This is a genomic window from Bacillus sp. 17RED48 (assembly GCF_019837545.1).
Classification (GTDB): Bacteria; Bacillota; Bacilli; order Bacillales; family Bacillaceae_G; genus Bacillus_A; species Bacillus_A wiedmannii.
Genome location: NZ_JADAXG010000008.1, coordinates 114,349 through 138,350, shown reverse-complemented (window position 1 = coordinate 138,350; position 24,002 = coordinate 114,349). Strand labels below are relative to the sequence as shown.

Sequence of the window (24,002 nt, the reverse complement as noted above, 5' to 3'; positions counted from 1 at the left end):
CTCAATTTTATTTTTTATAAACCTTTGTTGCTTCCATTCTTTGCATGGGCGTCTCGTTCTGAACGAGCCACTTCCACTTTTTATAATCTAGTTCCAGCGGCTAGAATGTTCGGTGGCTTCGCTTCTTCCTCACATTCTGAACGAGCCGCTTCCACTTTTTATAGTAATTCAAACACTCCCGCTGCTCCCATTCCGCCACCGATACACATTGTTACGATACCGAATTGTTGGTTGCGGCGTTTCATTTCGTGAATAAGAGATAGTGTTAGTTTTGCTCCTGTACAGCCAAGTGGATGTCCAAGTGCGATTGCACCGCCGTTTACGTTTACTTTTTCTTCATCTAAACCAAGCTCACGAATAACTTGGATCGATTGAGAAGCGAATGCTTCATTTAGTTCGAATAAGCCAATATCAGATAGCTCTAAACCAGCTAATTTTAACGCTTTTGGAATTGCAGCAATTGGGCCGATTCCCATTACTTCTGGTGGTACGCCAGCTACTGCAAATGAACGGAATTTCGCAAGTGGTTTCATGCCATCACTCACTGCTTTTTCACGATCCATTAATAGTACAGATGCTGCACCGTCACTCATTTGTGAAGAGTTACCAGCTGTTACAGAACCGCGAACGTTAAATGCTGGACGTAATTTACCTAAAATGTCTAGCGACGTTTCTGCTCTTACACCTTCGTCTTGTGCGAAAATGATTGTTTCTTCTTGCAGTTTATTGTTTGATCCAACAGTACGTAACGTTACATCTACAGATACTGTTTCATCAGCAAAGTTCCCTGCAGCTAATGCATTCGCAGCACGTTGATGACTTCTTACTGCAAATGCATCTTGTTCTTCACGAGAAATTCCATATTTCACAGCAACTTGCTCTGCTGTATGTCCCATACCCATATAATATTCTGGAGCTGCTTCAACAAGGCGACTATTTGGACGAACAACGTGTCCCATCATCGGAACTAAACTCATTGATTCCGCTCCGCCTGATAATACTGCTTCCGAGTGACCAAGCATAATACGCTCCGCTCCGTAAGCAATACTTTGTAACCCTGAAGAACAGTAACGGTTAATTGTAATAGCTGGAACATCGTAAGAAAGTCCTGCTAGTCCGCCGATATTACGAGCCATATTTAAACCTTGCTCTGCTTCTGGCATTGCACAACCGAAAATTAAATCGTCGATTGGTCCTTCATAATTCGCACGCTTTAACGTTTCCTTTACTACTAACGCCCCTAGATCGTCAGGACGAACTGTTTTTAATGAACCCCTCTTTGCTTTTCCAATTGGTGTTCTTGCTCCCGCAACAATGACAGCTTCTCTCATGAACGATATCTCCCCTCGTTATTAGTTACGTAATGGCTTTCCTTTTACAAGCATGTGCTGCATTCTTGCTTGTGATTTCATCTCACTTACTAAGCTAATAAATGCTTCACGTTCTACATCTAATAAATACTGCTCATCAACTTCTGTTCCGTACGGCACTTTTCCGCCCGCAATGACATATGCAAGTTTCTTCGCAATGTGAAGATCATGTTCAGAAATGTAACCTGATAAATGCATTGCTTCTGCACCAAGTACAAGTGTTGCATATCCTGTTTCACCAACAACTGGTATCTTTTTGCGAATCGGCGCTTTATAACCTGCTTCATATAAAGAAAGTGCTTTTTGTTTCGCATCATATAGTAAGTGATCACCATTCACACTAATACCGTCTTTATCGCCTAAGAAGTTGTTCGATACAGCTTCTTGTGCTGATGTAGAAACTTTCGCCATCGCTACAGATTCGAATACTTTATTCGCAACTTTTTGCAGATCAAACTCTACACCGTTTGGCATTTTATTTAAGTGTTTAATGTATAGCTCTTTATTACCGCCTCCGCCAGGGATTAAGCCAACACCAACTTCTACTAAGCCCATATACGTTTCGCTAGAAGCTTGAATGCTAGCTGCTGGTAAACAAACTTCTGTACCTCCGCCAAGCGTCATACCGTATGGTGCTGCTACAACCGGCTTAGAAGAGTATTTAATTTTCGTCATTGCATCTTGGAAGTTTTTCACAACCCACTCAATTTCAAAGTAGTTGTCATCTTGTGCTTCCATTAAGATCATTGCTAGGTTCGCACCAACGCAGAAGTTCTTCGATTGGTTACCGATAACAAGACCTTTATAATTCTTTTCTACTTCATCAACAGCGTAGTTAATCATTTGCGTAATATCCATACCAATTGCATTACTCTTCGAATGGAATTCTAAGCAAAGGATGCCGTCACCTAAATCAATTAAGCTCGCTCCGCTATTTTTCTTTAATACGCCATTTTTCGCTTTTAATTGTTTAAGAGAAATTGCCTTTTTATTACGTTCGATTAGCTTATATTCGCCATTATCGTAATAGTAGCTATCTCCGTTATCATGTTTGTAGAAAGTAGTGAAACCTTTCTCTACCATTTCTTTCACCCAAGTCGGAACAACTGCACCGTTTTCTTCCATCTTTTGAACGGACTTTTCAACGCCAATTGCATCCCAAACTTCAAATGGTCCTTGCTCCCAGCCGAAGCCCCACTTCATCGCTTGGTCAATTGCAACGATATCGTCAGCAATTTCTTTATGAAGTTTTGCAGAGTATAAAAGAGTCGGTGTAATGATGTTCCATAACAACTCTCCTGCACGGTCTTTCGCGTATACAAGCGCTTTCAATTTATTCGATAAACCTTTTTCTTGTTTACTTAACTCGATAGATGCAGCTTTTAATTTTTTGCGAGCTTCGTACTCCATCGTTTCAGGGTTCAATTCTAAAATTTCTTTTCCTTGTTTTAAGAAGAAGCCTTGACCTGTTTTGCTTCCAAGCCATTTTTTATCAAGCATGTCATGCATGAAAGCTGGTACTTTAAATACATCACGCTCTTCTTCTTGTACGTTTTCATATACGTTATTTGCAACGTGTACGAATGTATCTAAACCGACAACATCTAATGTACGGAATGTTGCACTCTTCGGACGACCAATAAGTGGGCCTGTTACAGAATCAACTTCCCCAATGCTATAGCCGCGTTTTATCATCTCTTGAAGAGTTACTAATAAACCGTACGTACCGATGCGGTTTCCAATAAAGTTTGGTGTGTCTTTTGCGATAACAACGCCTTTTCCAAGAACGTCTTCGCCAAATAGTTTCATGAAGCTTAATACTTGTGGATCTGTTTCTTTCGTCGGTATTACCTCTAGAAGTTTTAAATATCGTGGTGGGTTAAAAAAGTGTGTGCCTAAGAAGTGCTTCTGGAAGTCGTCTGAACGACCTTCTGCCATTTTTTCTACTGAAATGCCTGACGTATTCGAGCTTACAATAGAACCCGTTTTACGAACAGCATCTACTTTTTCAAATAGTTTCTTTTTAATATCTAAGTTTTCAACTACTACTTCAATAATCCAATCAACATCAGCCAGACGCTCAAGATCATCTTCTAAGTTACCTGCTTCGATCAGTGCTAGATTTCCTTTCACTGTCAGAGGAGCTGGTTTTTGCTTTAGTAGTTTTTGCACAGCCGTATTACTAAAACGATTTCTCACACTTTTATGTTCTAATGTAAGTCCCTTCGCTTCCTCTTCTTTTGTTAGCGCAGGTGGTACAATATCAAGCAATAATGTCGGAATACCAATATTAGCTAAGTGTGCCGCAATCCCTGAACCCATTACGCCTGAACCTAGAACAGCAGCCTTTTTAATTTGGAACATCCAATTCTCCCCCTATTCTTGAATGAATGCTCATTCAATTTTTCGACATAAGTCGCAATCAATGAGTGAGCCTCTACTAATAAATATATGATACAGTTTGAATTTTCGCAATATATTTATTGATAAAATTTTCTGAAATAAATATTTTTCTTTTATTTGTCCATGCTATATATATGTATTTTCTTCACTCAAATACACTTTTCCTTTTTATAATCTGACGAAAATGGAGGAATATATATGGCAAAACTTAAGAAGAACCCTTCAAAGGCTGGAATTAGCGCAGCAAGCGTAACGGGAAATGCAGGTCCGCATAATCACGGTGTGGAAAAGGGCCGTCAAGGTAATAACCAACAATATAAGAAGCATAATATGGGCGAAAAATAACGGTATATTTTTGGGCAGAAAACGTGGCATAATGGGTAATGGCTGCTTTTTCTGCCCAATTTATTTGTACATATGGAAAACAAAAGAGGGAACGATGATGAAACGAACAATAGTTATGATTGTAATGATTGCTACACTATTTACAGGGATGATTTTCTTCTCTTATGCACAAAGGCAACAAGCTGTAAGAGCGGATCAACCTAACATTACTGGGCAATACGGCATTACAATCGATGCAGACACAGGTGAAATTTTGTATGGAAAACGGGAAGACGAACGCTCTTATCCCGCTAGTATAGGGAAAATGATGACTACCTTACTCTTACTAGAGAATGTAAAAGAAGATGAAGAAATTACGGTTACAGAGAACGCAATTAAAACGGAAAGTCAAAGTAAGAAGATTAAACTTCGTGCTGGGGAAAAGTTAAAGCGTGATGAGGCATTAAAACTTATGCTTATCATTAGTGCAGACCCAATCGCTGAATCTATCGCAGAACATATCGCAGGATCAAAAAATGAATTTGTAAAAATGATGAATGCAAGAGCGAAGGAACTTGGTACAAAGCATGCGACTTTCAAAAATGCAAGTGGTGCTGATGCACTCGGAAATAAAGTATCACCATATGATATTGCTATGATTACGAAAGAAGCATTAAAGTACCCAGTTGTTTTAGAATATATGAATTCAACACGTACAACTCTACATACTTCAGAACGCTCTCCAAACATCGCAAACTATGGACGAGAAGAACTATATGACGATCCATATGCAATTGGAAGTAAAAGCGGTCTATCAGCACTCGGAAAATATACGGTCGTAACAGTGGATGAAAAAGACGGTAAACGCGTCATTAATGTTGTATTATCTTCTACTCGCACACAACTATATCCTGATACGAAAAAAATGGCACATTACGCATTTCAGCAATTAAAATAACCAAGGAGTATTTTCTCCTTGGTTATTTTTTAACCATACCTTTTAATACGAACGCAACGTTTGCTGGACGCTCTGCTAGACGACGCATGAAGTAGCCATACCAGTCGTTTCCATAAGGTACGTAAACACGCATTTTGTAACCTTCTTTTACTAGCTCAAGTTGACGCTCATTACGAATACCATATAACATCTGGAATTCAAATTGGTCTCTTGGAATGTTGTGTTCTTCGGCAAGTTTTTTCGTATATTCAATAATCGCTTCGTCATGTGAAGCAATTGCAGTATAATTTCCATTTAATAAGTGCATTTTAATAATTTTTTTATAGTTATCATCTACATCTTTCTTATCCGGGAACGCTACCTCTTCAGGCTCTTTATAAGCTCCTTTTACAAGACGTAAATTAGGACTATAAGCATTTAATTCTTCCATATCTTTTTCTGTACGATATAGGTAAGCTTGAATAACTGTACCAATATTATCGTATTCAGATTTTAATTGTTTAAAGATCTCAATTGTTTTCCCGCAGCGCGTATAGTCTTCCATATCAATTGTAATAAACACACCATTTTCTTTTCCAGCTTCTAAAATACGGCGCATATTGTTCATTACGATTTCATCAGAGATATCTAATCCCATAGAAGTCATCTTTAAAGAAAGCTGCGAATTAAGACCTTCTCTTCCAATTGCACGAATCGCTTCAATCGATTCGCTAGCCATTTCATTTGCTTCCGCTTCGTTATCAACGAATTCACCTAAATAATCGATTGTTACACAAAGACCTTGCTTATTTAATGCTTTAATTGCAGCTGTCGCTAATTCAATCGTCTCCCCTGCGACGAAGCGACCTGCACCAAAGCGCAAACCATACTTTTTAGCCAGTTTTGTTAGCGCTTTATTTTTTGACAAGAAAAGAAACGAATTTCGCATTAATTGTTCCATGTAATTCACCCCTATGACTGTGATTTATCTGTTTTTTACCCCTCTTCAAAATTATATCACTGTTTAAAATTATTGGATACAAATAATTATTTAGATAATTTATAAAATACTATAAAAACATTTAAAACCCTATATTTCCGCTTATAAATATGCAGGGAATATTTTTCGACATTTAGAAAAAACGAATTTACTAGGCACAAAATAAGCATGTCGAAAATATTCGACATGCTTATAAAACCCTTTATATTCCATGTAAATTATATAAGGATATTAATACTGAAAACTTGAGATTATATTTACCTCAAGTTTTTTATTGCTCATTTCTCTTCTCTTCATTCAGCTTTTTAATATCTGTAATTAACTGTACCATCTCTTCTTTTGCATCGGGATATGTCTCATTCCAGTGCTTCACTAAAGCTGGCATCGTCTTTGCAATATAAGAATACAGGGCCCACTTCTGTACCTGTTCTTTTCTCTCTTCATTGCTCTCTCCCAGTAATAACTCCGTGTATTTCTCTAGTAATCCGTCAAATTGCTCGTTAAACTTTTCACTCATTTTATTTACCTCCTATATGAAAAAAGCAGCGAAAATCGCTGCTTTTTCTTATAATTTTGATTGAACAGAGTTTAATTTCTTCTCCATTGTGCTTACTTTATCACGACGATCATCGATACGAATTGTTGTTGCAACGCGCTGTGCACCTTTCGTATATGGAACTTCATGCATTTGTTGAATTACTTCTAGAATGACAGGAAGATCTCCTTCAATTACTGTATTCATTGGTGTTAATTGATACTTCACGCGATCTGCATTTTTCTCTAGCACCTTTTGTACTTCTGCTACATATTCACTAACACTTGGATTACCCGTTCCTACTGGAATAATCGATACGTCAACAATTGCCATAGTAGTCTTCCTCCTATAATTGCTTCTTATATATCCATTGTCTATTTTACCGAAATACTCATCATTTTACTAATTTGTTATTCCTCTATTTTAAACTGCTCAACCAATCTTTCTAAGTCTCTCATATGCTCCGTCAAACTTTCCATCGTATGAGCTACCTTTTCTAGATGACTCACTTGAGATTCAGTTGCAGCATTTACTTCTTCCGAAACAGCTGCGCTTTCTTGACTCGTACTAGCAATTGTATGCATTACCGTTGTAATTTCTCCTTGCTCATAACCGATGTTATGTACCTCTTCTACAATTTGTTCGACTGAAGTACTAATCGTATTTACAACTGACATAATTGTGCGGAATTCCGTTTCTGCCTCTGTCGTAACTTTATTTTGTATATCTGCAATATCTTTTAATTTACTTACAACTTCTACAACCCGTCTTACCTCTACTTGTACATCGCCAATCATCGTTGCGATTTCTCCTGTCGCCTCTTTAGATTGTTCCGCTAACTTTCGAACTTCTTCGGCCACAACAGCAAAGCCTTTACCTTGTTCCCCTGCACGTGCCGCCTCAATTGAAGCATTTAAAGCAAGTAAATTCGTTTGATCCGAAATACCTTTTATAAGCTCTACAACATTTTGAATCGATCCAACTCTTTGCTCTAACTTTCCGGATGCTTCCTCTGTATGAACAACAATCGATGATGATTGGCCCCTCGTACGAACTAAATTACGCATCGTATTTAATCCTTGCTTAGATGCCTCTTCAGCTTTGCCAGCCACACCTTTTATTTCACCAACGGAGTGATTCATTTGTTCCACTGACTGCGCCATATTCTCGAGCTGTTCTGAAACTTCATCTACACTATTAGCAAGAGTGGACGCTCCTCCGCTCACATCATCCATTGCACCTGATACTTCTCTACTAGCTGCTACAGTTTCATTCGTTAAATAATGTAGATTATTCGTTGATTGTTGCACTGTTGATACACTATTTTTAATTTTACTTACCATTTCATTCATTTGCTCAACCATATGATTAAAGTGGTTCGTCAGTTCTCCAACTTCATCCTTACTTGTCACTTTCATTTGCAACGTTAAATCACCTTCTGCTACTTTTTGAACGTGATTCGTTAATAGTTGCAATGGTCTTGCTAATCTTCTTGAGAACAAGTATGAAGCTGCGATTCCAACTAATAAGCTAATACAAGCCATTATAATGACTGTATTTCTCGTACTATTTAATAGCCCATCAATCGTTTCTTTCGGATAAAAAATTCCTATTTTCCATTTCATCAAATCAAATGACTGGCTATAAACAACTACATCTTCACCTTTTAATGTAGTGACAGCATATTTTGTTACCTCTTTATTTAAACTCTTCACAAGTGGCTCTTTCGAAACATCTTTCCCTATTTTCTCTGGGTAAACAAGAGCCATACTTTTATCATTTATAATAAACATTTCTCCGCCATTATTGTATTGAATATTATGAAGTAATTTCTGAATTGTTCCAAGTGATACATCCATCGCAACAACACCTAATACAGATCCATCTTGAGCTGTAATTGCTTTAGAAACTCCCACGCTTAGCTTACCTGTTGCAATTTCATACATAGGTTGTCCCCAGTGAACCTTTTTCACATCAGCTTCTGAGTCTTTATACCATGATCTTGTCGTTGGATCATATCCTTCTGGCACTTGTCCACCTTCAGCAAGATTGGCACTTAATGTTTTTTTATCTTTCGTACCAATATATAAGTCTAAAATGCCAGGATGATTCTTTTTGTACTCCGAAAACTCTTTCGTCAAAAAGGCTTCTTCTTCTGGAGTAACACCGTCTTGAAGTATATTACGAACCATCTCACTGTTCGCATAATATCCCATATCTTCATCCGTTCTTTGAACAAATGTCGTAAGTTGCTCTGTCACAAGATCCATCGTATTTTGAGAATACTGGTCTAAGGAGCGCACTTCCTTCTCTTTCTGTAATTGATACATTGCTGTACCTAATATTACAAACATCATAGAAATAAGCACCGAAAATACTACCGCAATTTTTAAACGTAAACTTCTTAACATCTTCCCCCAAGCATCCCCTTCTCGTTGTATTGTAATCATATTAATCACTATATTAAGTATAATGGATAAAATTAAAAAATTGAAATTAATTCTCATCTCAATTTGAGTAGACAACCTACTACCACTTGTGCAAAAACAAATAGTTCATTATCCTTAAGCTATATAATCTCATTCGTTCGGAGGGAACTATGTTACAAAAATTCGGTTTCTCACAATATGAAAGCCAAGCTTATGAAGTTGTCGTATCAAGCAACGAACCACTAGATGCTACAACGATTGTGAAGCACTCTGGTGTTCCAAAAGCAAAAATATATGAAGTGCTAGCACGCCTGATCGATAAAGGGATGGTAATGGATTCTGTTTCAGAAAAGAAAAAGCTGTATACAGCTTTACCACTCAAGCTAGCAATTGAAAAATTAACGACAGAATTCCAATCAAATATTAAAGAATTGGAAACAAATATATCGAAAAAATCATTTACAGATGACCGTGTGTGGAGCTTAAAAATGCAATCTTCTATTCGAGTGCAAAGTAAGGAACTCATCGAAAGTGCAAAAGAATCGATTCGCATTTCAGCTTGGAATGATACTCTTTTAGAATACCTTTCTTCATTAGAAGAAAAAGCAAAACAAGGCGTCAAACTCGAGTCCCTTATAGTTGGACAAGTAGAAACAGACTTAGAAAACATGCATTTTCTAATCCCAACTGAAGAACCTAATGCATTAGAACGCTACTTGCTGCTAATCGTTGACGACCGCGAAATTTTATTTGCTGGTGTAGAGCAAGAGTCATGGCAAGCGATGAAAACAATGTCACAACCTTTCGTAAAGTTCTTTACAGAATTCTTCTATCACGACGTTGCACTTGCAAAAATTACAGAGAAGCATCTGGATCTCTTCATGCAAGATGAGGAAATTAAAAGTTTGTTGCGGAAGTTGCGGTATTAATTGCATACAAAAAAGGAGTCTAGTTCTTCACCTAGACTCCTTTTTATTTTGCTCCTTTATCTCCATCAACAGCTCAATAATTTTCTCATTTTGCTCCACTTGTTTCTCTGAATTTTGATAGATGACACGAATCCACCCTAATACAAAAACAACTACAACTATCGGCAATAGTGCAAGTATTATACCGAATATCGAGAAATTAAACATCATTTACCCATCACCTCGCTGCATACAACTTTCTCCATATACCTACTAAAACCTGCAATTTTTTACAAATAAAAAAAAGAACCTATCAAACGATAGATTCTTCCTTCGCAAACTGAGCAGAACGTCCTCTCGTAATAGAGAAAATCGCACAAAGCAGCGCTAATATAATAAAGCCGCCTCCTACCCAAGCGTTATATATAACAGATGATTTTTCAATAACAACTCCGCCTACTGTTGAACCGAGTGCAATTCCTAAGTGAAGGGCAGAATTATTTAAACTTTGCTGAATACCAGCTGATTCTGGCGCAATTTCAATTAAATAATTTTGTTGCGCTGGCGAAATAGCCCAGCTCAGCATACTCCAAAGTCCCATCATAATAATGAACAGCGGGAATGAGAATGTCATCATTGGTAATATAAAGATTGCACATGCAAATACAATAATGATGGAAATAATACTTTTCTTCGATCCCCATTTATCAGCAAGCAAGCCCCCAAGACCGCCTCCAAGTACCGCTGCAATTCCGAAAATGAAGTAAAATACACTAATCCAATCCGCTTCCACGTGCATCACATCTTTTAAAAATGGTGTTAAATATGCATATAGTGTTAAATGCCCCGTTAAAAATAAAAATGATGTTAACTGTGCACTTACGATTTTCTTATCTTTTAACGTAGCAATTTGTTCTCTTATTGATAACACTGATGTCGGTGGTACTTTCGTTAAGAATAATGAAATACAAGCGATTGCTATAACTGTTAATACCGAAATTAATACAAATGGTGCACGCCATCCATATGCATTTCCTAGTACAAGTCCAAGTGGTACTCCAAGTACGAGCGATCCACTAATCCCCATGAAAATAATTCCAATTGCACGCGCACGAAAATGCGGTTCTACAACACTAGAAGCAAGTGTTACTGATAGTGCAATAATAAGCGAACCACTCGCTGCACAAACAACCCTTGAAAACATTAACATCCCGTAATTCACACTAAATGCTGAAATAATATTTCCGATTAAAAAAATTGATAATGCCCCAATGTATAATCTTTTTCTTTCAAATTTTCCAGTTACCGCTAATAAAACCGGACCTGATAAAGCAAACACTACTGAAAATATTGTTATAAGCTGACCAGCTGCACTAATAGATACTCCTAAATCATTGGCAACTAGATCGAGCGTTCCTCCTATAATTAGCTCAACCGTTCCGACTACGAAAGCCGCGATAGCTAAAATATACACACGAAAATTCAAGTTTTTCCCCACGCTTTCTTTTTGGTTACTACGACTATAGTAACCAAAAAAGAAATTGAAAACAAGTACAATTTTTTTACAGTAAAAAAACAGGCGTATCATACGCCTGCCTTCTAATTATGAAACACTATTTTTGTTCTTCTTATTTAAATACCAATACACCGGCAGTCCAGTAAAGACAATTCCAATTGATAAGAAACAACTTACCGGATCATTAATAATCGCACTTCCAAGTACAAACAATGATCCTGAAATCGCAACGATTGGTACAATCGGGAATAACGGTACACTGTATGCACGCTCTTTATTCTTGTTACGTTTTCTTAAAATGAAGACACCAATAAACGTCATTACATAGAAAATATAAATAATGAATACGGAAATCTCAGATAGCTTATTCGGATCACTAATAATCATTAAAATAATTCCTAAAATGATTTCAACAGTAATCGCATTTGCTGGTGTTTTAAATCTTGGACTTTCCTTTGCGATAAACTTAGAAAACGGAAGGTGTCCACGCTCTGCCATCGACATCGGAATACGTGGGAACGTTAAAATCTTTCCATTTAAACAACCGAAAATAGAAACGATAATACCGATACTAATGATTTTTCCGCCATATTCTCCAAGTAACATGCCCGCAGCTGTCGCTGTTGCATTCTCTCCAAGGTCTACAATTTTCGCTGCTGGTAATACATTTAATAACGCTAAGTTAATTAGTACGTAAGCAGCCGTTACAATTAAAATCCCAACTGTCATCGCTTTCGGTAATAACTTTGTTGGATTCTTCATTTCTCCGCCAATCGAAGCAAGTAGAATCCAGCCGTCATAAGCAAATAATGTTGCTAAAATTGCCATACCGATACTTTGATTTTCTGATATCGGCACTACTACATTAAAGATATCGCTATTCCCTTTCCAAAAACCTAGTACAACAATTAATACGATCGGAATCATTTTCCCAATTGTCGTGATTGTTTGAACGATACCTCCGTATTTTGTTCCCAGACTATTTACAACGCCAAGGAACACAACTGTTCCAATAGCAATTGGTAAATTCCATACTTTATCTAAATAGAAAAAATTAATCATTAAAGAACTAAAGTACAATCCTAATGTTCCAATAATAGCTGGTCCATAAACAATCGTTTGCATCCAGCCTGATAAATATCCCCAAAAGCTTCCGTAAATCTCCTCTAAATACGTATACAACCCACCATTTTTCGGGATTTGCGCTCCAATTTCAGCTACTGTTAAACCACTGGCTAGCGTCAATAGTCCACCAATTACCCAAGCAAGAATAGCCATATTAGAACTCCCTGAGTAATCTAATACGCTCCCTGGTTTCATAAACACACCAGATCCAATAATCGTTCCTACTACGATAGAAAGTGCTACTGTTAAACCAATTTTGTTCTTCTCATCATGATGCATGCTGCGTATCCTCCTTCCAATTCTAGTGTGATGCAAAAATGAAATAAAAAAACACTCCTCCCTAAAAAAGGGACGAGTGTTGTATTCGTGGTTCCACCCTTGTTTCAATTCGCAAAGTAACACACTTCACCAATTTCTCAAGTCTAAATAACGGTTTTTGCCGGCAAGCAATTACTAGGTATCCGTTCACTGCTGCAGTTCAGAGGTGGTAATCCAGTTTTCCGTATTAGGAAGCTCACAGCCAAAGGCTTCCCTCTCTGAGAATCGTAAAAAATTGATCATGTCCTCATCATCACTTCTTGATGTCGAATTTTGTAGTTATTGTTCATTATATTGAATTGTTAGAAAAAATCAATATATTTTTTTATATAACATAAGAAATATTTCTCTTCTTATATTATAACAGAAGTTACGACACTTCTCTAATTCCCTAAAAATGGTACAATCTATATAGGAGGTGCACCAATAATGATTGCTGTTTTTTGTATCATCGCTACGTTTCTTTCTGTTCTATTCGCTATCATGTACAGGCACAAGTATCCTGGTTATAGCATTTTAGCGGTAGCTATTATACCAGCTGCTGCCTTCTACGTATTAGGTAAATACCAATACACAGAAGTGTTTATCGGTTTTGCAATCTTCTACTGCGTCTTTGGATACATACTAACAATGAAAAAAATTTTATTGAATCATTAAAAGGGACCGATTTCTGCTAACAGAAATCGGTCCTCGCACGTACCTTCCGGTTGCCCACACGAAAGATACGACTTCACTCAATTATTTCTCATCTTTTTTCATAAAAATCTTATGATGCGGAAGATCCACATTCAACGCCTCTAATTGTTTCTTCTCATTTTCTAAAATCGCTTTTGCTTTTGTTTTCGTTGCCTCATCTAATCCCGCAAACATGTTTTCATGCTTCTCTTTCTCTGGAAGTTTCACACCTAGCTTTGTTAATTCTTCTTTTACTTGCTCATGAGTTAATTTCCCGGATTTTTCTTGTTCGAAAATAGACTTTGCTTTTTCTTTTGTTGCTTCATCTAAGTCAGCAAGCATGTCTTTATGCTTACCTTTCTCAGGGAATTTCACACCTAGCTTTGTTAATTCTTCTTTTGCTTGTTCACGTGTTAGTTTGCCGGATTTCTCTTGTTCTAAGATTGATTTCGCTTTTTCTTTTGTTGCTTCATCTAAGTTAGCAAACATATCTCCATGCTTACCCTTTTCCGGAAACTTCACGCCTAGTTTTGTTAATTCTTCTTGCGCTTGTTCACGTGTTAGTTTGCCGGATTTCTCTTGTTCTAAGATTGATTTCGCTTTTTCTTTTGTTGCTTCGTCTAAGTTAGCGAACATATCTTTCCGTTTTTCTTTCTCTGGAAGGTTTACACCTAACTCCTTCAACTGTTTCTTTGTATCGTCCATAATCGTTTTTACTTTTTGTTTTGTAGCGTCATCCAAATCTTTTTTCGCCGTTTTTGTAGACTGCTCAGCTGCTGGAGTATTCGTTGCCGCGAATGCCGGAATACCGACTCCTCCAATGATTCCGAATGATAAAGCACCTGCAATCGCTAAATACCCAACTGTTTTCTTCTTCATAGGAAATTTCCTCCTTCATATTTCTAAAGCATGTACACTATCGTATACAATGCCTATAGTAATGTTGGTTTCTTAACATTTCCTTAACGACTTAACCAAAAAACACCGCTCATCCCGAGCGGTGTTGTTCTAAGCTTTTTGTAATTGTAATTCTTCACGTTCCATTATTCTTCTTAATACAATTGTTTGTGTCATTGTAAATAAATTACCCGTTATCCAGTACAACACAAGTCCTGATGGCGCCGCAAATCCCATAAATAGAATCATTGCCGGCATCATAATTTGCTGCATTTTCAGCATCTGTACTTGTTCTCCAGGTGTAATATTAGATTGGAAAACTTTCATCTGAATAAATGTCGTTAACGCTGCGATAATCGGTAATATATGATAAGGATCTGCATGTCCTAAGTTCACCCATAAAAATGAAGATGTGCGAATCTCTTCTGTTCGGCTAATCGCATAATACAAAGCAGAGAAAATCGGCATTTGTATAAAGATTGGCCAGCAACCAGCAAGTGGATTCCAACCGCCTGATTTCATTAGTTCCGACATTTCCTTTTGATACTGCTTTTGTTTTTCAAGATCTTTACCCACATCACCGTATTTTTGTTTCAGCTTCTGCAGTTCAGGTTGCATTTTCTTCATTTTCGCTTGACTACGATATTGCGAAACAGCTAATGGAATCATGGCTGAACGAATAAAGAGCGTCATAATAATGATAGCAATCCCGAAGCTAGCTCCTGGTATATGATGAGCAACAAATTGAATCATATACGAGATTGGATATACGAAATAATGATCCCAAATTCCCGTACTATGTGCATCAATTGGGGCTGCATTACTGCAACCAGATAAAACAAAAACAAGTAATAATGATAAACTAACGAGCACAGCTCGGTATGATTTTAACATGTTCATTCCTCCAATGTTTCGTAATTATTTAGCGAAACATTGGTGTATACGGACCGACCTCGTCATTCTCTTCACTGGATTCTTGTCTGCGCACAGAACGAATCATTCCATATTTATAAAAAATAGAGAAAAGCGATACATTACCAGTACCCTCTTCACACGTATTAACTAGTTTAAAAGCTCTTTGTCTACCGCTTGATGCTTGCTGACGCACAAAGCGAGAAACATTAGCAAGGAAGAAAACTTCTAATAAACAAAGTGCTGTCGTTACAAACGATATATATAGAATTGCATCCTGCAATAAAAATTCCATCGCTTCACATCCTTAATAAGGTCATTTTAGCACATTCCACAAACATTCTCTATTTCCTTTTATCGTCAAAAAAGTATTTTGCATATTTTCTCAAGAAAACTATGCTAAAAAAATAATGTATTCGCTTTCTTTAGTATATTCACACGCATCCTTGTATAGGTTTAATTTGTTAGAAATTTATAAAATTTTTGCATTATAATAAAACTATTGCCAGTTTTTGAAAAAACCTTTATTCTCTTCTTGTAATCAAAAATGAATATGGAGATGAAACATACTATGGGTCAACTAGGAGACGCCGATTACGTTCCCGACACCGCCTTTTTATCCTTCCCAGCAGCTAAAACATTCCACTTAGAATTTATCATACAGTTGGTTGTTATTTTCGTAGCCTCTATTTTGTATGCAATTTCTATGAATATGTTCTTTATCCCGCATAACATGATTAGCGGTGGATTCGCTGGTGTAGGGATGATTATCGGTTATTTAATGCACTACAATATCGGTGCACTTATCTTTTTACTAAACATTCCTCTTCTTATTTTAAGTCACTTTTACTTAGGCAAGAAGACAACCTTTTTAACAGCGTACTTTGTAGCTGTATCATCGTTAGCGATGAACATTATCCCTGTACACCAAGTTTCAGACGATATTTTACTATCTTCTGTATTCGGTGGTGTAATCTGTGGAGCAGCTTCAGGGATCATATTCCGATTTGCTTCTTCAACAGGTGGCTTTGATGTTGTTGGATTGATTGTAGCGAAACATCGAGATATTTCAATTGGAGCAATCATCTTTGGATTCAACTTAATCTTACTTGTTGCAGCAGGATTTATTTTCGGATGGGATATTACGCTTTATACGTTAATTAGCCGGTTTGTAGTCAGCAAAGTTATCGATGCTGTGCATACGAAACATATTAAATTAACGATAATGACAGTTACAGAAAAAGGCGAGGAAATAAAAAGCGCACTATTGCATCACGGCATACGCGGGGTGACAATGGTAGATGCTGTCGGCGGCTATACAAACCATAAGAAAAAAATGATTTACACTGTCGTGACTCGCTATGAGTTAGGCGAAATGAAACGTATTATCCGTCAAGTGGATAACAAAGCATTCATGAACATTACTGAAACAGTTGAAATTGTCGGCCGTTTCAAACGCATATAAAAAAGGTTAATACATGAAAGGGCATAACATATTAGTCATATATAATATGTTATGCCCTTTGTTATGCAACTAACGCACCCTTTAGCATAATAAAATCACGAAGTTTATTACTACAAATCGGAGAATAGCATTCCATATACAAAACTATCTGTCCATTCATTTTTATTCCAAAAATCTTGTATGAAATGGGCTTCCTTTCTCATACCTATTCGTTCACACAATTTTTTTGAAGCAGTATTACGTGCATCAAGGTTAGCTTGTATACGGTGTACATTAAATTCATTAAATAATTTAAATACCAAACTACTTACTGCTTCTGTTGCCAAACCTCTCCCAGCTACTTCATTTGAAAAACTATAACCAATCTCAACAGTATCTTTCATATTTGTGTACCATACGGATAAATCACCAACTACTTTAGCCTTGTATATAACTGCCAAACTTAATATTGATTCTTCAGTAAGTACACTGTTTGCTAGCTTCTTATTAAATTTTTTCTGCATGTCTTCATGAGTCCACTTATTATGTAATAGGAACTTACATGTATCATCATTATTATAAATAGCAAATACATCCTGTAAATCAGTACTCTTAAAAGGTCTAATTATTAATCTTTCTGTTGTGATCTCCAAGTTAGCTCTCCTCCCTTACATTCATGCTACAAAACATTTTTTATAGTATGTAAGCTTCCTTCTTAAATCTCACCTTGATTACATATTTCATCATAATAAATTAAAATCCTTCTTCCACTAAACTGCATTGTTAGTGGTATTTCCTTGCGATTTTTATTTTTTACACTTATTACAAAATCAGATAATTCTATTATTGTGGCCCTAAATGTGTTATAATGAAAGCAGACTCACAAAAAAAGAGTATATAGACTTGGAAGTTTCTCTTATTTTTACAAGCAAAAAGAAACGAGCAGTCAGGTATATTTCAAACACCATACACGTAACGGTTTAAAAAACCGATCATCTTAGTTATTCTTCCATGATCTTTTTATAAAAAGATACGTACAACTAAAATTCACTTCAATATACTATACCTACCTTTTTGACTTCCAAATCATCTTATTACATAAGGAGATGAACATATGAATCAATATATAAGATATACAATAGCTGTCCTGTTTGCTATTATCGGCGGAACAATCTGCTTCTGGACAAACACTCAGCTTGGAGAGAATATCATTTTTAATGGAATCGAAACGCTTGTAAGCGCTTCAATTTTAGGTGGATACATTTACTTCCTCTTCAATCCAGAAGAAAATGCACAAAAAACAATGTTATTAACAATGATCGGAATCGTTGGCGGATGTATTTCCTACTCAATGACTAACTATACATTACCACTTCAATTAAGCTCAGCTTTCTTCCACGGTCTATGGACTTGGTTCATTGCATTCTGCCTAGCAGACGTATTCAACCTTTTACAAGACAATGAAGAAGAAAACGGTCGCCAAATTGAAAGTAACTCGTAAGCTGGAAGAATATCTTCCAGCTTTTTTGTTTGTTATTCTTTCTTGTTCATACCCATTATCAAAATAAAAAGAAGCTACCCTCATGGCAACTTCTTTTCCACATACCCCACTTAGTATTCACTAAAATATATCAACGATTTTTCAAATATATCGATCATTTCTCCACTTATATCGGCGATTTTTTCATTATATCGACGCTTCGACACAACATATCGACTTACCGACATTCAAAGCGTACAATATACCCTATCCCCCAAGCAATTTACTGCCGAACTCTACGATTAAAAAGATAACTAATAGGATCGCGAGTATCTTTAATGCTACATATGCTACTTTAAAAACAGCATAAATGAGCAAGACTATTAAAATAATCGTTAAAATTTCCATCTAGAATTCCTCCAAGCTTTGCTCTTCTAATCTTATTTTACTCGCCCCAGACTTTTTATGGAACGGCAGAAGACGACATAGAAAAAAGAGGATACCTTACCCATCGTAAGATACCCTCTCTTTCAACTGCTCAAACCATTCTCTCTCTAATTGTAAATATCCCAGTTCATTCTTTTCAGCATTCTGTAATTCTTTATCGGCTTTCTTCATATACATACGGGAAGCTTCTAAATCATTCTCTGCATATGTAACAATTGCTTGTGCTCGATAATACCCATGTAGGTCTATTTTTGTAATGGCCTTCCCATGCACCTTCGCTTCTTGCAGAGAAAGACGATCCATCTCATAAAGAGCTTTATATAAAAGATACCAACTGTGAAAACTGCTAACGAAATATTTATTTTCTTTCGTTACAGGGAGCTGGGCAACTTGTTCTATATATGGTATCGCTCTTTCCATTCCCTTTTGATCCGACCGGGCAAGGAAGACAAGCATAAGTCCGCTCATGATCTCTCTTATACTTTTATGTTCTTTTATTTTATCTTCGGTAAGTTTTACTAATCTCTCGTCCCAATCTTTCGGCCTCTTATAACTAAATAACTCACTCGATACTTGAATGTTATATACATGCTGCTTCGCCTTTTCATCATCTTTAATTAAAATAAGAAATTGCATACCATCGCTCATAAGCGTTCCTTTTATCGGTACGATTGTAACCGCAAAAATGATAAAATGGAAAACAGAAAAATATAACAGATATTGATAATAACTTACCATGTATATGTAACCAAAAGTAATACCAAATAGTAAACTTGTTATCGGTCCACCTAAAGTCATCCATGCCCATTTTTTCGAAAGGTTCGGTGTTACTATAGAAGGCGGTATTAACATTGCCACGCCTCCGAAGTACGCCCATAATTTATTTTCTCGAATACGTACTTTCCCCTTCTCTTTTTGAACAGTAATAGGCCCTACTGTCATAAATTTAAATGTCAAACCACCCATTACGCCGAATATGACATGTCCTAACTCATGAATGATTACCACTAACAGAAAAATAGCCAATAATGCCCATATGTTCAGCATTGTTTCTAATTTTCCAGTTCGGATTACTCCGTATAAAATGGACAAAACTAACGCCACCGTCATAGAACCAGCTGGCCTTCTTAAAATATCCACCTTTTTCTCCCCTTAATAAATCATTTTTCTCTGCATCTCGTACATGAATTTTCCGAGATGCAATATCCAAATAAATGAGATTAAGCCAATTAATACAAAATCGATATCACTAGCCGCTGTATATATAACGGCAGCCCACCATACATATGCTAATATTGTATTCGTAAATTCATACGCTTTATATCCAGCTTCATGCACAATGTGCTTTAATCCTTCATCTGCGTTTTTCGTCCACATTTTCATAGATTCCATATATGTTACACCTTGTTCAGGATATAACTTATTATAACGATTTTTTGTTATGAGCCCGATAACCACTACAATAGTCAAACAGACAATAGCAGCTACTAAATTCCACACTGCAAATGACACATTTGTATCCTGCAACAGTGCACGTCTACATGTAATAACTGCATATACAAACCATGCCTGGGTAACTATATCACCTACACGTAAATATATACTTATAATACCTAACTTTCTGCCTTGTACGCTCTCTTCTTCATCGCGTGCCTCCGCTAACATACGTGTATTCTTCCAAGTGTAGTACATCATTAAGATTCCAAAAATAGTACATACACCTATAAATGTATTAGATGATAATTTTCTCGGTTCATCCGAGGGTAAATTTAAAGCTATATAAGATGTTAAAAAGCCACCCATCATACTTAATGCTATTTTCCCCACAAAATCAAATTGTTTTTTTCGTTTACTCTTCATCATCCTCTTCCCCCTCCACTAACGTAAATATTTCCTCCACCGGTACATTGAAAATTTGTGCGATTTTTAACGATAATACGATAGATGGTGCATAATCCCCGCGCTCAATTAAACTAATCGTTTGCCGTGATGATCCTATCGCTTTCCCTAAATCCCCTTGTGATAAACGATACTTTGCTCGCAATTCCCTCACTCGATTTTGAAGCTTCATGTCTTCCCTCTTTTTCATTTATTTAATTAAAATTGTAAATAATATCCTTATCTTTGTCAATTATAATTGTCATTACGACTATAATAATTGACAAAAATAAAGATGTATTATGATGAAAATAACTTATATAATGAATGTGAAATATTAAACAAAGGAGGTTCCATATGAAGAAAACATCTACCTTTTCTTACATTCTTACTAAGCTTACAGCAGCTTTATTATTATTATTACTTATTAGCACGCTTCTCTTAACAACTAGTCAACAAACATTATATAGTTTCTTAGCTGGATTACGAGAACTACTATATGTTCCCTTCGTTCCTATTCTTGCGGCATATGCAATTTTTTGTTCTATTTGCATCGATAAATTGAAATTAAAAACATATACAAGACTGAAGACATTATGCCTTTATATTTTTTGCGGCTATTTATTTTCTCTTCCATTCCTAATATTTAAAGAAGCTAGTCTAATACAGTTCTTGTTTCTCGGATCAATTGGAGCAGTGTGTTCTCTTTTTTTCTACTTATGTGCAGTTATAGCAACAAAATTTAAGTGGATACAATATGTCGTGCCAGGTATTATGCTTATTATATTTATCACAATCAACTTAATCGATCTAGGAAAGATTGGAACATCAAAAGAACAATGGGTCGAAACAAAAACAGAAAACTCTTTCGAAGCATCTTTTCAACATTTTAGTGGTGAACATAAAGTCCCCATTGAACTAAAACGAGGTGACATATTAGAATTTACCATTGAATCACGAGCTGAAAATCCAGATGGCTACATGGGAGCCGTAAAAATGGCTAGTGAGTTTCAAGAGGAAGAAAATTATTTAGCTTCAAACGGTCCTAATACATACCAATTTGCAGCAATTAAGACGGGAACGTATTACATTATAGTTAATGGCAATAAGTTAAAAGGAAAGTTGAGAATAGATTGGAATATAAAATAAAAAGGCAGTGCTTTTGCACTGCCTTCCTAAATTCTGACATAGAATGGATTCCATATTAACTTGCGTTTTGTAACAATACTCGTTTTAACTGTTTGCGGAAACGAACACCTAACGTAATTGCTACGATAACGATAACTCCAACAATGATTTTACCGATATGATCTTCTAGCACTCCAAAGATGTCATGTAAGTTTCCACCTAACCAATAACCACCGATTAAGAAGAATGATACCCAAAATAGAGCACCTGAGTAAATTGTAATTGCAAAACGACGGAATGGTAAGTTAATAATTCCTGCAAAATATCCTGTAAAATGACGTACACCAGGAATAAAGAAGCCGATAAAAATAAGGAAGTATCCATACTTATCAAACCACATTCTTGTTAAGTCGATTTTTCTTTGTGTTAAAAATACGTATTTCCCATACTTTTGAACAAAGGGCATACCTAATTTATTTCCTAAAAAGTATTGAATTGTCATTCCTACACTTGTCCCAATAAAGGATAAGATAATTAAAATCGGTAAACTTAAATCGCCCTTCTGTGCTAAAAACCCCGCATATGCTAACGTTGGCTCTCCCGGAAACGGAAGTGCAATATATTCTAACAGCAAACCAACAAGTACAACATAGTACCCGTACTGCTGAAATAATTCATGAACCCACTCCATGTCATCTCTCCTTTCAATCACGTACAACTTCTTACTATTATTGTATAAAAAAATTGTCGAAATAACTATCACAATAGCTTACATTTTTATTACATTTTTGTAAGGCTCACACTAAAGTTTTCTGTTCTTTATTTACTTCTATGTACGTTCATTTAAAAACAACTTAACAAATATATACCGTGAGAAACCTGGCCTTAATATACATTTTTCATCCATTTTTTAACACTTAAAAATCACCTTATTTCGTTCTCAATAAAAAACCACTACAAACTCATACTAACTTCATATTAGCTTCATATACGTATTGTAAGATTATAGCGGAATTTGTTGAAAAATTTAACTAATATATTACTAATCATTAAATTGAATAAATATAAGTCGCTTTTCGAAATTAAAAAAAGGGTGAATAAGAAATGGAAGCTTATAAAATGCACGATTTTATTAATACAAATGTTGAATCTCACCAAAATGAAACCGTTTTTAATTTACACATATGTGAAACAAGTGAATTTGACGTAAGTTTAACAAAATCTACAACACTGTCTTTTATCGTTTCAAAAAAGAACATTAAGATTGTTACGAAAAAATGGATTAATTCAAATCAAGAAAGCATGATTGGTAAAAGTTACATCATTCCAACGAAAGCTTTCCACTACTTCTTACCAATTATTTCTGAAACTGAAGATGAGCTAAATATTCAAGTTCAAAGTTTTGGACTGCATGGTGAACTTTTACTAAATGAAAGATTACTTATTGATAAAAACAACAAACAAAATCCAAAGATTACTACCTTCTTTGAAACATTAGATGAAAATGTAAATAAAGTATTACGAGGATTGCAAATTCATTGTATGTAAGACTATTACAATAGTAAAAAGGAGAATATAATGAAAAAACTATTATTAAGCGCACTATTATCATTAGGATTTTTAACTATTCCATTCACAAATGCTGAGGCAGCTACAACGAACGATCAACTGATTGTAAACACGCAGTTAAATAAAATGGATTATTATCAAAATGGAAAATTTATAAAGAGTTTTACTGTCGCTACTGGAAAAGCAGCTACTCCTACACCTAAAGGTACTTTTCAAATCGTAAATAAAATTAAAAATCGTCCTTATTATACAGGCAAAATTAAAGGCGGCGATCCACGTAATCCACTGGGTGACCGTTGGCTCGGACTAAACATGGCAGGAACTTACGGAACAACTTATGCGATTCATGGTACGAACAATAATCAGGCAATTGGCAAATGGACAACACTAGGTTGCATTCGTATGTATAACAATGATATACACTGGTTATTTGAGCGTATTCCCCAGCAGGCTACTGTCACTGTAAAATAACCTAACAACACGATTTACGTGTAGCCAAGAATTTTATATCTTGGCTTATTTTATTTCTTCATTTACAGTAGCAAAACAACTGTATTTACATATATAATAGGGATAGATTGTATTAAGTAACATCTAAACATTGATAAACATGGATATTAAAATTATACAGTTATAATATTTTATAAATTTTACAATACATACTATAATAGAATTACTGTAATTCTTAAATATTCAGTTTCACTAAA

At 35.9% G+C, this 24,002-nt stretch carries 27 protein-coding genes and 1 other annotated feature; of the genes, 9 read left to right on the top strand and 18 right to left on the bottom strand.

The window, feature by feature from the left end:
• Positions 1-158: 158 nt before the first annotated feature.
• Together ILT06_RS25585 and ILT06_RS25580 are read right to left on the bottom strand one after the other, a co-directional pair.
• Positions 159-1,331, bottom strand: a complete 1,173-nt coding sequence (locus tag ILT06_RS25585) for an acetyl-CoA C-acetyltransferase (RefSeq protein WP_064476267.1) — start codon at positions 1,329-1,331, stop codon at positions 159-161.
• Positions 1,332-1,352: 21 nt separating this feature from the next.
• Positions 1,353-3,734 carry a 3-hydroxyacyl-CoA dehydrogenase/enoyl-CoA hydratase family protein gene (locus ILT06_RS25580; protein ID WP_064476266.1) on the bottom strand — a complete coding sequence of 794 codons (2,382 nt, stop codon included), beginning with the start codon at positions 3,732-3,734 and terminating at the stop codon, positions 1,353-1,355.
• Between the two features lie 237 nt (positions 3,735-3,971).
• Between ILT06_RS25580 and ILT06_RS25575 the strand changes: the two genes are divergently transcribed.
• Both ILT06_RS25575 and ILT06_RS25570 read left to right on the top strand, forming a co-directional pair.
• Positions 3,972-4,118: a YuzL family protein gene (locus ILT06_RS25575; RefSeq protein ID WP_001096344.1), complete on the top strand. Its 147-nt coding sequence runs from the start codon at positions 3,972-3,974 to the stop codon at positions 4,116-4,118.
• Between the two features lie 97 nt (positions 4,119-4,215).
• Positions 4,216-5,055, top strand: coding sequence for a D-alanyl-D-alanine carboxypeptidase family protein (locus tag ILT06_RS25570; protein WP_064476265.1), 840 nt, complete (start codon positions 4,216-4,218; stop codon positions 5,053-5,055).
• A gap of 22 nt (positions 5,056-5,077) precedes the next feature.
• On the opposite strand, the gene ILT06_RS25565 is transcribed toward ILT06_RS25570, so the two are convergent.
• From ILT06_RS25565 to ILT06_RS25550, 4 genes are all read right to left on the bottom strand, one after another.
• On the bottom strand, positions 5,078-5,995 hold the full coding sequence (locus tag ILT06_RS25565) for a proline dehydrogenase family protein (protein WP_000436767.1): 918 nt from the start codon (positions 5,993-5,995) through the stop codon (positions 5,078-5,080).
• A 310-nt stretch (positions 5,996-6,305) separates the two neighbouring features.
• Positions 6,306-6,551: a YusU family protein gene (locus ILT06_RS25560; protein WP_001290592.1), complete on the bottom strand. Its 246-nt coding sequence runs from the start codon at positions 6,549-6,551 to the stop codon at positions 6,306-6,308.
• A gap of 48 nt (positions 6,552-6,599) precedes the next feature.
• Positions 6,600-6,902, bottom strand: a complete 303-nt coding sequence (locus ILT06_RS25555; RefSeq protein WP_002089423.1) for an MTH1187 family thiamine-binding protein — start codon at positions 6,900-6,902, stop codon at positions 6,600-6,602.
• A 77-nt stretch (positions 6,903-6,979) separates the two neighbouring features.
• Complete coding sequence (locus ILT06_RS25550; protein WP_064476335.1) at positions 6,980-8,980, bottom strand: methyl-accepting chemotaxis protein; 2,001 nt, start codon at positions 8,978-8,980, stop codon at positions 6,980-6,982.
• 188 nt (positions 8,981-9,168) lie between these two features.
• Between ILT06_RS25550 and ILT06_RS25545 the strand changes: the two genes are divergently transcribed.
• On the top strand, positions 9,169-9,927 hold the full coding sequence (locus ILT06_RS25545; protein WP_064476264.1) for a TrmB family transcriptional regulator: 759 nt from the start codon (positions 9,169-9,171) through the stop codon (positions 9,925-9,927).
• A 27-nt stretch (positions 9,928-9,954) separates the two neighbouring features.
• Here the strand turns inward: ILT06_RS25545 and ILT06_RS25540 are convergent, their stop codons facing one another.
• From ILT06_RS25540 to ILT06_RS25530, 3 genes are all read right to left on the bottom strand, one after another.
• Positions 9,955-10,137 carry a hypothetical protein gene (locus ILT06_RS25540; RefSeq protein ID WP_088047832.1) on the bottom strand — a complete coding sequence of 61 codons (183 nt, stop codon included), beginning with the start codon at positions 10,135-10,137 and terminating at the stop codon, positions 9,955-9,957.
• 82 nt (positions 10,138-10,219) lie between these two features.
• On the bottom strand, positions 10,220-11,404 hold the full coding sequence (locus ILT06_RS25535; RefSeq protein ID WP_098103575.1) for an MFS transporter: 1,185 nt from the start codon (positions 11,402-11,404) through the stop codon (positions 10,220-10,222).
• A gap of 105 nt (positions 11,405-11,509) precedes the next feature.
• Positions 11,510-12,826, bottom strand: a complete 1,317-nt coding sequence (locus ILT06_RS25530; protein ID WP_098103571.1) for an APC family permease — start codon at positions 12,824-12,826, stop codon at positions 11,510-11,512.
• Positions 12,827-12,891: 65 nt separating this feature from the next.
• Positions 12,892-13,128, bottom strand: a binding site (T-box leader).
• Between the two features lie 166 nt (positions 13,129-13,294).
• Between ILT06_RS25530 and ILT06_RS25525 the strand changes: the two genes are divergently transcribed.
• On the top strand, positions 13,295-13,522 hold the full coding sequence (locus tag ILT06_RS25525) for a hypothetical protein (protein WP_064476261.1): 228 nt from the start codon (positions 13,295-13,297) through the stop codon (positions 13,520-13,522).
• A gap of 81 nt (positions 13,523-13,603) precedes the next feature.
• On the opposite strand, the gene ILT06_RS25520 is transcribed toward ILT06_RS25525, so the two are convergent.
• From ILT06_RS25520 to ILT06_RS25510, 3 genes are all read right to left on the bottom strand, one after another.
• Entirely contained in the window at positions 13,604-14,419 is an 816-nt protein-coding gene (locus ILT06_RS25520) for a hypothetical protein (protein WP_088047830.1), read from the bottom strand.
• A gap of 129 nt (positions 14,420-14,548) precedes the next feature.
• Entirely contained in the window at positions 14,549-15,331 is a 783-nt protein-coding gene (yidC, locus tag ILT06_RS25515; protein ID WP_098103570.1) for a membrane protein insertase YidC, read from the bottom strand.
• 28 nt (positions 15,332-15,359) lie between these two features.
• On the bottom strand, positions 15,360-15,644 hold the full coding sequence (locus ILT06_RS25510; protein ID WP_000394931.1) for a hypothetical protein: 285 nt from the start codon (positions 15,642-15,644) through the stop codon (positions 15,360-15,362).
• A gap of 276 nt (positions 15,645-15,920) precedes the next feature.
• On the opposite strand from ILT06_RS25510, the gene ILT06_RS25505 reads away from it, so the two are divergent.
• Entirely contained in the window at positions 15,921-16,814 is an 894-nt protein-coding gene (locus tag ILT06_RS25505; protein ID WP_000530035.1) for a YitT family protein, read from the top strand.
• A gap of 110 nt (positions 16,815-16,924) precedes the next feature.
• Here ILT06_RS25505 and ILT06_RS25500 read toward each other — a convergent pair whose 3' ends face one another.
• Positions 16,925-17,446: a GNAT family N-acetyltransferase gene (locus ILT06_RS25500; protein ID WP_064476258.1), complete on the bottom strand. Its 522-nt coding sequence runs from the start codon at positions 17,444-17,446 to the stop codon at positions 16,925-16,927.
• A 461-nt stretch (positions 17,447-17,907) separates the two neighbouring features.
• Between ILT06_RS25500 and ILT06_RS25495 the strand changes: the two genes are divergently transcribed.
• Positions 17,908-18,294 (top strand): DUF3938 domain-containing protein, encoded by a 387-nt coding sequence (locus tag ILT06_RS25495; protein WP_001077775.1) that lies wholly within the window; start codon positions 17,908-17,910, stop codon positions 18,292-18,294.
• A 246-nt stretch (positions 18,295-18,540) separates the two neighbouring features.
• On the opposite strand, the gene ILT06_RS25490 is transcribed toward ILT06_RS25495, so the two are convergent.
• From ILT06_RS25490 to ILT06_RS25475, 4 genes are all read right to left on the bottom strand, one after another.
• Entirely contained in the window at positions 18,541-18,681 is a 141-nt protein-coding gene (locus ILT06_RS25490) for a DUF3985 family protein (protein WP_000404783.1), read from the bottom strand.
• 96 nt (positions 18,682-18,777) lie between these two features.
• A complete protein-coding gene (locus ILT06_RS25485; protein ID WP_064476333.1) occupies positions 18,778-19,830 on the bottom strand; it encodes a site-2 protease family protein in 1,053 nt (350 codons plus the stop codon).
• 42 nt (positions 19,831-19,872) lie between these two features.
• Positions 19,873-20,580, bottom strand: coding sequence for a DUF3169 family protein (locus ILT06_RS25480; protein ID WP_142289384.1), 708 nt, complete (start codon positions 20,578-20,580; stop codon positions 19,873-19,875).
• Positions 20,570-20,791, bottom strand: a complete 222-nt coding sequence (locus ILT06_RS25475; protein WP_088047828.1) for a helix-turn-helix transcriptional regulator — start codon at positions 20,789-20,791, stop codon at positions 20,570-20,572. Before ILT06_RS25475 ends, ILT06_RS25480 begins: the two co-directional genes overlap by 11 nt.
• A 164-nt stretch (positions 20,792-20,955) precedes the next feature.
• Between ILT06_RS25475 and ILT06_RS25470 the strand changes: the two genes are divergently transcribed.
• On the top strand, positions 20,956-21,747 hold the full coding sequence (locus tag ILT06_RS25470; RefSeq protein ID WP_149173747.1) for a hypothetical protein: 792 nt from the start codon (positions 20,956-20,958) through the stop codon (positions 21,745-21,747).
• A gap of 55 nt (positions 21,748-21,802) precedes the next feature.
• Here the strand turns inward: ILT06_RS25470 and ILT06_RS25465 are convergent, their stop codons facing one another.
• Positions 21,803-22,417: a DedA family protein gene (locus ILT06_RS25465; RefSeq protein ID WP_088047827.1), complete on the bottom strand. Its 615-nt coding sequence runs from the start codon at positions 22,415-22,417 to the stop codon at positions 21,803-21,805.
• 413 nt (positions 22,418-22,830) lie between these two features.
• Here ILT06_RS25465 and ILT06_RS25460 point away from each other — a divergent pair, with 413 nt between their 5' ends.
• Entirely contained in the window at positions 22,831-23,274 is a 444-nt protein-coding gene (locus ILT06_RS25460; protein WP_000388758.1) for a DUF3978 family protein, read from the top strand.
• A 30-nt stretch (positions 23,275-23,304) separates the two neighbouring features.
• Positions 23,305-23,766 carry a L,D-transpeptidase gene (locus tag ILT06_RS25455; protein ID WP_000735052.1) on the top strand — a complete coding sequence of 154 codons (462 nt, stop codon included), beginning with the start codon at positions 23,305-23,307 and terminating at the stop codon, positions 23,764-23,766.
• Positions 23,767-24,002: the final 236 nt, after the last annotated feature.

Excerpts from the sequence above, each read along its gene's own strand:
- ILT06_RS25585 (WP_064476267.1), bottom strand. The coding sequence starts at position 1,331 with ATGAGAGAAGCTGTCATTGTTGCGGGAGCAAGAACACCAATTGGAAAA.
- ILT06_RS25580 (WP_064476266.1), bottom strand. The coding sequence starts at position 3,734 with ATGTTCCAAATTAAAAAGGCTGCTGTTCTAGGTTCAGGCGTAATGGGT.
- ILT06_RS25575 (WP_001096344.1), top strand. The coding sequence starts at position 3,972 with ATGGCAAAACTTAAGAAGAACCCTTCAAAGGCTGGAATTAGCGCAGCA.
- ILT06_RS25570 (WP_064476265.1), top strand. The coding sequence starts at position 4,216 with ATGAAACGAACAATAGTTATGATTGTAATGATTGCTACACTATTTACA.
- ILT06_RS25565 (WP_000436767.1), bottom strand. The coding sequence starts at position 5,995 with ATGGAACAATTAATGCGAAATTCGTTTCTTTTCTTGTCAAAAAATAAA.
- ILT06_RS25560 (WP_001290592.1), bottom strand. The coding sequence starts at position 6,551 with ATGAGTGAAAAGTTTAACGAGCAATTTGACGGATTACTAGAGAAATAC.
- ILT06_RS25555 (WP_002089423.1), bottom strand. The coding sequence starts at position 6,902 with ATGGCAATTGTTGACGTATCGATTATTCCAGTAGGAACGGGTAATCCA.
- ILT06_RS25550 (WP_064476335.1), bottom strand. The coding sequence starts at position 8,980 with ATGTTAAGAAGTTTACGTTTAAAAATTGCGGTAGTATTTTCGGTGCTT.
- ILT06_RS25545 (WP_064476264.1), top strand. The coding sequence starts at position 9,169 with ATGTTACAAAAATTCGGTTTCTCACAATATGAAAGCCAAGCTTATGAA.
- ILT06_RS25540 (WP_088047832.1), bottom strand. The coding sequence starts at position 10,137 with ATGATGTTTAATTTCTCGATATTCGGTATAATACTTGCACTATTGCCG.
- ILT06_RS25530 (WP_098103571.1), bottom strand. The coding sequence starts at position 12,826 with ATGCATCATGATGAGAAGAACAAAATTGGTTTAACAGTAGCACTTTCT.
- ILT06_RS25525 (WP_064476261.1), top strand. The coding sequence starts at position 13,295 with ATGATTGCTGTTTTTTGTATCATCGCTACGTTTCTTTCTGTTCTATTC.
- ILT06_RS25520 (WP_088047830.1), bottom strand. The coding sequence starts at position 14,419 with ATGAAGAAGAAAACAGTTGGGTATTTAGCGATTGCAGGTGCTTTATCA.
- yidC (WP_098103570.1), bottom strand. The coding sequence starts at position 15,331 with ATGTTAAAATCATACCGAGCTGTGCTCGTTAGTTTATCATTATTACTT.
- ILT06_RS25510 (WP_000394931.1), bottom strand. The coding sequence starts at position 15,644 with ATGGAATTTTTATTGCAGGATGCAATTCTATATATATCGTTTGTAACG.
- ILT06_RS25505 (WP_000530035.1), top strand. The coding sequence starts at position 15,921 with ATGGGTCAACTAGGAGACGCCGATTACGTTCCCGACACCGCCTTTTTA.
- ILT06_RS25495 (WP_001077775.1), top strand. The coding sequence starts at position 17,908 with ATGAATCAATATATAAGATATACAATAGCTGTCCTGTTTGCTATTATC.
- ILT06_RS25490 (WP_000404783.1), bottom strand. The coding sequence starts at position 18,681 with ATGGAAATTTTAACGATTATTTTAATAGTCTTGCTCATTTATGCTGTT.
- ILT06_RS25485 (WP_064476333.1), bottom strand. The coding sequence starts at position 19,830 with ATGACGGTGGCGTTAGTTTTGTCCATTTTATACGGAGTAATCCGAACT.
- ILT06_RS25480 (WP_142289384.1), bottom strand. The coding sequence starts at position 20,580 with ATGAAGAGTAAACGAAAAAAACAATTTGATTTTGTGGGGAAAATAGCA.
- ILT06_RS25475 (WP_088047828.1), bottom strand. The coding sequence starts at position 20,791 with ATGAAGCTTCAAAATCGAGTGAGGGAATTGCGAGCAAAGTATCGTTTA.
- ILT06_RS25470 (WP_149173747.1), top strand. The coding sequence starts at position 20,956 with ATGAAGAAAACATCTACCTTTTCTTACATTCTTACTAAGCTTACAGCA.
- ILT06_RS25465 (WP_088047827.1), bottom strand. The coding sequence starts at position 22,417 with ATGGAGTGGGTTCATGAATTATTTCAGCAGTACGGGTACTATGTTGTA.
- ILT06_RS25460 (WP_000388758.1), top strand. The coding sequence starts at position 22,831 with ATGGAAGCTTATAAAATGCACGATTTTATTAATACAAATGTTGAATCT.
- ILT06_RS25455 (WP_000735052.1), top strand. The coding sequence starts at position 23,305 with ATGAAAAAACTATTATTAAGCGCACTATTATCATTAGGATTTTTAACT.